The organism is Streptococcus danieliae (assembly GCF_013415245.1).
In the GTDB taxonomy this organism is placed as follows: domain Bacteria; phylum Bacillota; class Bacilli; order Lactobacillales; family Streptococcaceae; genus Streptococcus; species Streptococcus danieliae_A.
Map to the genome: position 1 here is coordinate 1 of NZ_JACBXX010000119.1, position 8392 is coordinate 8392.

Annotated in this window: 8 protein-coding genes; 6 read left to right on the top strand and 2 right to left on the bottom strand. The window is 46.9% G+C overall.

The genetic code is table 11. The features are described 5' to 3' along the window. Window positions 1–341: 341 nt before the first annotated feature. Window positions 342–905 (bottom strand): TetR/AcrR family transcriptional regulator C-terminal domain-containing protein, encoded by a 564-nt coding sequence (locus HZY94_RS04880; protein ID WP_179925240.1) that lies wholly within the window; start codon window positions 903–905, stop codon window positions 342–344. 129 nt (window positions 906–1034) lie between these two features. Between HZY94_RS04880 and HZY94_RS04885 the strand changes: the two genes are divergently transcribed. Continuing rightward, window positions 1035–1889, top strand: a complete 855-nt coding sequence (locus tag HZY94_RS04885) for an NAD(P)H-binding protein (protein WP_179925241.1) — start codon at window positions 1035–1037, stop codon at window positions 1887–1889. A 374-nt stretch (window positions 1890–2263) separates the two neighbouring features. Here the strand turns inward: HZY94_RS04885 and HZY94_RS04890 are convergent, their stop codons facing one another. Next, the gene (locus tag HZY94_RS04890; protein ID WP_179925242.1) at window positions 2264–2917 is read right to left on the bottom strand and encodes an HD domain-containing protein; all 654 of its coding nucleotides are present in this window, start codon (window positions 2915–2917) and stop codon (window positions 2264–2266) included. An 85-nt stretch (window positions 2918–3002) separates the two neighbouring features. On the opposite strand from HZY94_RS04890, the gene HZY94_RS04895 reads away from it, so the two are divergent. From HZY94_RS04895 to HZY94_RS04915, 5 genes are all read left to right on the top strand, one after another. Then, window positions 3003–4217 (top strand): hypothetical protein, encoded by a 1215-nt coding sequence (locus tag HZY94_RS04895; RefSeq protein ID WP_179925243.1) that lies wholly within the window; start codon window positions 3003–3005, stop codon window positions 4215–4217. Between the two features lie 67 nt (window positions 4218–4284). After that, window positions 4285–6504 (top strand): RelA/SpoT family protein, encoded by a 2220-nt coding sequence (locus HZY94_RS04900; protein WP_179925244.1) that lies wholly within the window; start codon window positions 4285–4287, stop codon window positions 6502–6504. A gap of 8 nt (window positions 6505–6512) precedes the next feature. Then, entirely contained in the window at window positions 6513–6956 is a 444-nt protein-coding gene (gene dtd / locus HZY94_RS04905) for a D-aminoacyl-tRNA deacylase (RefSeq protein ID WP_160332885.1), read from the top strand. A 9-nt stretch (window positions 6957–6965) separates the two neighbouring features. Next, the gene (locus HZY94_RS04910) at window positions 6966–7244 is read left to right on the top strand and encodes a rhodanese-like domain-containing protein (protein ID WP_179923183.1); all 279 of its coding nucleotides are present in this window, start codon (window positions 6966–6968) and stop codon (window positions 7242–7244) included. A gap of 780 nt (window positions 7245–8024) precedes the next feature. Beyond that, window positions 8025–8392 (top strand): reverse transcriptase domain-containing protein (locus HZY94_RS04915; protein WP_257151900.1); only part of this gene is annotated, 368 nt, incomplete at its 3' end.

Below are 8392 nucleotides of genomic sequence, written 5' to 3' on the forward strand. Positions count from 1 at the left end.
TCTATCTGTAATTCCGAGTAATTCTGTGGTATTATAAATAAGTTCCATATGATTCTCCTAATGTTGGTTTGGTCACTATTCATTATAGGTCATATGGGGCTTTTTTTGTACCTCAAAAAGCCCTATAATCCCTATTTTGGGTCGTTACCCACTATAGAAATTATAGAGCCCTTCTTTATCGGTTTATTTACACCTCATTAAAATTAAAATCAGAATACTCGAATCATTTCAAAAAATGACTAGGAACACTGACGAAAGTCGAATTAAGGTTCATCAAGGAGGCTTGACAAGATCAGATTTTGCACTTAAAGGAGTATTAACAACCTTAGTAATGACTTTGATTACTGCAGATTTTCAAAATCATCGGAATTTAGGGCTTTTTTGAGAAAATCTGGCGTTCTGTCATATTGAAATTGCGATAGAGTGTGAACATCTATAGGTAGTCGATCGAAAAGCCAGTCTTTGAAGAGGTTGAGAACACCGTATTGATGATAAAGAATCGCCATTTCCTGATCGATAGTGATAGGGCTACTTTGCCATTCAGTGACAGCCTTGCGCAAGTGTTTCATTTGATGTGTTATTGCGTAACCTTCGATGGCATTTTGTGACTGATCCGTGAAGACCTTTCGGTAAAAATGCTTGCGCTGATGGAGAACCATGTTCATTTGCAACAGTTGCGTGGCAGAAAATGTCTGTGTTTGGTTACTGGTGACATTTGCATAGTCCTGTAGGTAAATCCAAGCTATTAAATCGTATTTATCTTTAAAATGGTAGTAAAAAGTTTGGGGTGAGGTACCCACTTTTTTAGCGAGATGCGTGATTCGGATTTTTTCAATAGGTGTACTGATAAGCATGTTCTCAAAAGCATCTGCAAAGGCACGTTTGCTGAATTGGGACATCCCCATAGGTATCTTCTCTCCTTTGTTAATTATTCTATTTTAACAAAGATCTTTATAAAAACTACTTTTTATCAAATGATTTTTGAAAAAATCTAGGGTATAGTGATTTTATCAAATACAATAGAGGTAATTAATATGGTTAAAATTTTTATTACTGGTGCAACTGGTCGTTTAGCTCATTATGCTATTGATTTCTTACATGAATTTGCCCCAGATGCAGAACTTTTTGGTATGGTACGAACGGATCAGCAGGTATCTAGCTTAGAGGAACGTGGTGTGACGGCTCGTAAGGGAGATTATGCAGATAAGGATAGCTTGGTAAGAGCTTTTGAGGGTATGGATCGATTGCTTTTTATCTCTGTCCCCCAGGCCGATTTGCAAGAAAATGTGGTTACGGCGGCAAAAGAGGCGGGTATTTCTTATATTGCTTACACGTCCATTAATGCTATTGATTATGATAAGTTTGGTTTGGAGATTAATCACCGTGCGACTGAAGAACTTATCCGTCAGTCAACCATCGCTCATACTTTCCTGCGTAATAGCTGGTACCTGGAAATTAACCGAGCCAATATTAAGGCTGCGGCTAAGACGGGCAGATTTTACTATACAGGCCAGGGGAAGATTTCTCATGCGACACGTAAGGAATTGGCGGAAGCAGCAGCTCGTGTGATTGCGACAGCTGATTTTCCGGAAGTTGTGGAATTAGGGCGCGATGCCTATACCTTTGCAGATTTAGGACAAGCGGTGCAAGAAGCCTTGGAACGTGAGATTGAAGTGAAGGAAGTGACAGCAGATGAGGTCGCGGTACTGTTGAAAGAAGTTGGCATATCCGAATTTGAACAAGATTTTTCAATTGCCATGATGACTTATGCGGTAGCTGGTGAGAACGGAGAAGACCAGGTAACAGCCACAGACTATGAGAGAGTTACAGGGCATGCATTTGCTCGACTATCTGAAGCAGTGAAAAGTATTCTGGAAGAAGATAAATGAAGAAAATCTTAATTTTAAATGGCTCCACCAGCCGAGGTGGTGGACGGATGGGTGAACTGTAGCCTTTACCAAGGGTTCCAAGTTAGCGATTTATGAGGTTAAGGAAATTTTTACTAAAGACCTAGATGTTAGCGATGAACTCCTATCGGTGGATATGGGCGTTAGTGAGCGGCGCTACAAGCTAGATGATGGAAAGGTCCACTTGCTGATTATTACCATTACCGTGCAGTTAATATTGCAGATGTGCTAGTATTTTCCTCTCCTGCTTACTGGTGGAATATTGCGGGTGGTAATGAATTTTATCATCGCAGCGAGACTTAGGTAAGTCGAAGCTAACGACGTGTAATTTAAAATAGAAAGAGTATCGGTTTATTTTAACGTTGGGCCTTCCACTCGGCATAGAACTGTTCTAAATAGGTTTCCAAGAATTGGTGGCGCTCCTGGGCCAGTTCTTTGGCATAGGTGGTGTTCATACGATCTTTTAGTTTTAGAAGTTTTTCGTAGAAGTGCATGATAGCAGTATCTTGGCCGTTTCGGTATTCTTCTAAGGTTAGCTGGTCTCTGGGTTTCATAGTGGGATCGTGGATGGGTCTGCCAGTATGTCCGGAATAGGCCATGGTCCGGGCAATACCGATGGCACCGAGAGCATCCAGGCGGTCTGCATCTTGGACAACCTGCCCTTCCAGCGTCGATACGGTCTTGGTCTGGTTGCCACCTTTGAAGGACATGTGTTGGATAATGTCCATGATGTGGTCTCGGTCTTGGGGCTCAAGGCCGTTGCTTGTCAGCCAGGTGTGGACCTTTTGGAGGCCGATTGCTTCGGTTTCGTTTAGCTTACCATCAGCAATATCATGAAGTAGGGCTGCCAATTCACAAATAAAGAGATCAGCGCCTTCTTTTTGGCCAATGGCTAGGGACAGGTTAGTCACGCGCTGGATGTGCCACCAATCGTGATCGGAGGCTTCACCATTGAGCTCTTGAAAGACATAGGCTCTGGCTTTTTCTAAGATCGCTTGTTTATGGGTCATGAGTGTCCTTTCTGGTAAGTGTGAGTGGTTTTGCTTCTCAGTATAACATGGTTGGTGGAAAAAAGGAAAGAAGTTGGAGGAGTGGATGTATTACAGGAAAGTCTGGACCTATCAGCCCTTGCAAAAACGACCCTTGGTGGGCTATGCTCCAGATATTCGGTCTGCGGATGCTGGTCAATCTAGTCTTTTGTTCCTCTCCCTGACCTGGCGGGACTTGGAGCCGGAAGAGGGTCGGTTTGCTTTTGCAGACTGGGAAAGGCGTCTGAACTTTTCGCGCTTGCGGCAGGGCGGGCAGCGTTTGGTTTTTCGTTTGGTCTTGGATTACCCGGGTTTTAAGGGGAGTCCGGCCTTACCAGCCTGGCTTTTGCGGCGGATTCCAGCTCGGTCTTATGTAAGTCCTTTTGGTCGGGGTCTGGCTCCTGATTATGCTCATCCAGAGTTAGCAGCGGCCTATCGGCGCTTGGTCTTGGCTTTGGGGCAAGCCTGGGGTCAGGATGGCTTGCTGGCCTATATCGAGTTGGGCGGTCTGGGGCACTGGGGCGAGTGGCATCAGATTGCCAGCTTGGGGCCCTTGCCCCAGGGCGATTTGGCCCAACATTTTTATGTCGATCCGTGGTTTCAAGCTTTCAGGTCTTGCCGGTTCTGCCTGCGGCGGTCTTTTGCCTGGCTGGATCCCCACAGTAGCTATGGTTTTTACCATGATGAGCTGGGAGAGCTGGCTCAGACGCGGATCTGGCTGGATGAGTTGGTTGAGGGGGGTGCATCTTTTGACGGGGCGCAGCTGCGGGGTCTGGGGCAATCTGGTTTAGAGCGAGTTTGTGGGGGTGAGTGGTCGTCCAAGTGTTTGTGGACGCCCTGGAGTTCGGGATTGCGGGCTCAGATGCGGCGTTTGGGTTTGTCGTTTTTGGGGCCGGCTCTGCCCCAGAATGCGGAGACGGCTCGGCTTGTGGAGGAGTGTTTGGGTTATCAGTTGTGGCTGCCGCAGGTCAAGGCGGTGTCGAGTTTGCTGGGGACCTGCTTATGTCTGATCTGGGCGAATAAGGGCTTGGCTACCTTTCCCTTTGACTGGCCGGTTTACTTGGCTTGGGAGACCTGGCAGGGGGAGCGGGGGCGGAGTCGTTTGCGGGTGAAACTGAGTCAGCTGGGGCCGGGGCAAGGGACTTGGTCTTTTGCCTGGCTTCCCCATCCCTTGCTGACTTACAAGTCCTTGAGGTTGAGTGTCGAAGATCCTTTAGCGCAAAAGCCGCTTAGGATTTTTTCCCAAAAGGCTGAAAAGGGGTCTGGGAGCTTGATTCTCTAGGCCTGGGCTATTTCCATGCTAAGGGAAAAATGGTAAAATAGGGAACACAAGAACAAGGGGGAGCAGGATGTCAAAAGAAGAGAATTTAACAGGGGCCCAGGTTGTTGCCCTGACAAGAGAGTATTTATCGCCTGAGGATGTGGCCTTTGTCCAAAAAGCTTTGATTTATGCGGTTGATCGCCATAGTGGGCAATTCCGAAAGTCGGGTGAGCCTTATATCATTCATCCGATTCAGGTTGCGGGCATTCTGGCTAAGTTGAAGCTGGATGCTGTAACGGTGGCTTGTGGCTTCCTGCATGATGTGGTCGAGGACACGGTGGTGTCCTTGGAGAATTTGGAGCGGGAATTTTCCAAAGAAGTTAGCCTGATTGTGGATGGTGTGACCAAGTTGGGCAAGGTGACCTACAAGTCCCATGAGGAGCAATTGGCTGAGAACCATCGGAAGATGCTCATGGCCATGTCTCAGGACATGCGGGTAATCTTGGTGAAGTTGGCGGACCGCTTGCACAATATGCGGACCTTGAAGCACCTTCGCAAGGACAAGCAGGAGCGGATTGCTCGAGAAACAATGGATATTTATGCTCCGCTGGCTCACCGTTTAGGGATTTCCAGCGTCAAGTGGGAGCTAGAGGATTTATCCTTCCGTTATTTGAATGAGGTTGAATTTTATAAAATTACCCATTTGATGAAAGAAAAACGGCGGGAACGTGAGGCGCTCGTGGATGAAGTCGTTGCTAAAATTACTAAGTACGCAGCCGAGCGGAATCTTGATGGGCAAATTTATGGGCGTCCCAAGCATATCTATTCCATCTACCGCAAGATGCAGGACAAGAAAAAGCGCTTTGAGGAAATCTATGACCTGATTGCCATTCGCTGTATCTTGGAGACCCCAAGTGAAGTTTATGCCATGTTGGGGTATGTCCATGAATTGTGGCGGCCGATGCCTGGACGTTTCAAGGACTATATTGCTAATCCTAAGGCCAATGGCTACCAGTCGATCCATACAACCGTTTATGGTCCCAAAGGACCAATTGAGTTCCAAATCCGGACCCAGGAAATGCATGAAGTAGCTGAGTACGGGGTTGCGGCTCACTGGGCCTACAAAAAAGGAATCAAGGGCAAGGTCGACAGCAAGGAATCGACTATCGGTATGAACTGGATTTCCGAAATGATGGACCTGCAAGAGCAGGCTGGAAATGCCCAGGAATTTGTCGATACAGTCAAGCAGGATTTTCTGGCAGAAGAGATTTATGTCTTTACCCCAGATGGAGCGGTCCGTGCCCTACCGAAAGAATCGGTGCCGATTGACTTTGCTTATGAAATTCATACCAAGGTCGGGGAAAAAGCGACTGGTGCTAAGGTCAATGGCCGGATGGTCCCACTGACCACCAAGCTGAAAACAGGCGATCAGGTAGAGATTATCACCAGTGCCAATTCCTTTGGCCCAAGTCGGGACTGGATTAACATTGTTAAAACCAGCAAGGCCCGGAACCGCATTCGTCAGTTTTTCAAAAACCAAGACAAGGCTCTATCGATTGATAAGGGGCGGGAGCTTTTGGTGGAGCAATTCCAGCAACATGACATGCAGGCCAACCAGTTCCTCGATAAGAAGCACCTTGACGCTTACTTGGAAAAATTCAGCTACAAGTCTGAGGAAGCCCTGTATGCGGCTATTGGTTTTGGTGAGGTGAGCGCCATTTCGGTCTTTAACCGGTTGACGGAAAAAGAACGCCGGGAGTTGGAGCGGGAGAAGGCGCGTGCCCAAGCAGAAGAGCTCCTGCATGGTGGTGAGATTAAGAGTGAGAAAACCAGCAACACTAAATCTCGCCAAGAAGAAGGGGTTGTTGTAAAAGGTGCCCCAGGCTTATTGATCCGCATGGCCAAGTGTTGTAATCCTGTCCCAGGAGATGCCATTGTAGGTTATATTACCAAGGGCCGGGGAGTTGCCGTCCATCGTGAGGACTGTATGAACCTGCGGTCGCAAGAAAATTATGAGCAAAGACTGCTGGATGTCGAGTGGGAAGGTACCGGCTCTGGCCATAAGGAATACACAGCCAATATTGATATTTACGGCTTGAATCGGACCAGCCTTCTCAATGATGTCTTGCAGGTACTTTCAAATTCAACCAAGAATATTTTCATGTTTAATGCCCAACCTTCCAAGGATATGAAGTTTGCGACCATTCACGTTTCTTTTGGAATTTCTAGTTTAGCCAACCTAACAACGGTGGTCGATCGGATTAAGAATATTCCAGATGTTTATTCTGTGAAAAGAACAAATGGGTAGGGGCTGTTATGCGAGTTGTTTTACAGCGGGTAAAGGAAGCTTCTGTTTCTATTGACGGAGAAGTACATGGGGCCATTGGCTTCGGTTTCCTCTTGTTGGTTGGAATTGGTCCTGAGGATACAGCGGAGGATCTGGCCTATCTGTGCCGCAAGATTGTCAATATGCGGATTTTTTCCGATGACCAAGGGAAAATGAACCGTTCCATTCAGGATGTTGGCGGATCGATTTTGTCCATTTCCCAATTTACTCTTTTTGCCCAAACCAAAAAAGGCAATCGTCCGGCTTTCACAGGGGCAGCCCAGCCGGATTTGGCCAAGTCGCTTTATGATGATTTTAATCAGTTATTAGGGGAGTTTGTGTCCCTGGAAACCGGTGTGTTCGGGGCGGATATGCAGGTGGCCCTGGTCAATGATGGGCCGGTGACGATTTTATTGGATAGTAAGAATCCCTAGGAGGTGCAGATGAAAGACATGACAATGGCGGAATTGGCAGCCTTGCAGAATCAGCAGGAGGTGGCAATCCTGGATGTTCGAGACCAGGAGGACTTCCTTGCCCGCCATTTTGCAGGCTCCCTTAACATTCCTGAGCCAGACCTAGAAGCGCAGCTGGACCAATTGGACCGGAACCAGGTCTATCATGTGGTCTGCACCAAGGGAATCCGAGCGGCACGGGCTAGTCAGCTTCTAGAGGAGCAGGGCTATGAGGTGGTTCGGATTGTGGACGGCTGGGCCGCTTACTAGAATACAAAAGCTGCTTCAAGTGTGATGCTTGAAGCAGCTTTTTAGTACAGTTTTATTGGCTCTTTGTCAACTGTAGTGGGTAGAATTTTACAATCTATAAATAGTGAGTACAATATAGCCTAAAAATGGCTTCCTTTCAATTCATATGGGATGCATTCCCTGTGGTGGGGGACGGCAGCGACCTCTGACGAGTTCCATGCCTTATTCGGGAACCGAAGTTTCCCGAATCCCCCCGATTCCAAGCTCGGTGGCTTGGAATCTTTTCAGTACGACGGGCATGTCGTATATCTGAGGTGCAAGTCCTCTGTGGGCACCTGCTACCGGTGAACCCAATAGCGACTCCCAAGCCTGACTATCGTGAGGTAGCGGGGAGAGGAAGGGATAGCGAAATCGTGGCTCTACGAACAGAAATGTGATATGAAGGCGTATGTAGTGGATGAGGAGGCTGAAAACTCTAAAGTCCCAAAAGGTAGTCGTAACCTATATGCGTAGATCACGAGAGTAAACGAGGAAAGATATACGACTTATCCCGTGAGGTCTCATGAGCGTCGTAGACGTAGTAACAACGAATCATGAGAAGTCAGCCGAACCCATAGTAGTGATGAAGTTTCTGTAATGGAAATGGAGCGAAGGGGCGAACAATTAACCGAAGTAATCCTACTTCACTTGTGTCTGTAAAAGAACGGTCTGATAGAACTGGAGACGGTCACGTATTGACTAGGAGAAGGTTCACGAATCTAAGATGTCCCTCAGACACCGAAACAAGAAAGGAATACGCACATGTCAGAATTGCTAGATAAGATATTATCTCGGAACAATATGCTTGAAGCCTATCATCAGGTAAAAAGAAACAAGGGTTCTGCTGGTATCGACGGAGTTACCATTGAGGAAATGGATAATTTCCTACGGCAACATTGGCGAGAAACCAAGGAACTTATAAAGCAGAGGAAGTACAAAACTCAACCAGTTTTACGAGTTGAAATTCCTAAGCCAAATGGTGGCGTCCGAAATCTTGGAATCCCTACAGTCATGGACAGAATGGTACAACAAGCGATTGTTCAAACCATCAGTCCAATCTGTGAAAGACACTTCTCAGAGTATAGTTATGGCTTTCGTCCCAATCGCTCTTGTGAGACAGCTATTATTCA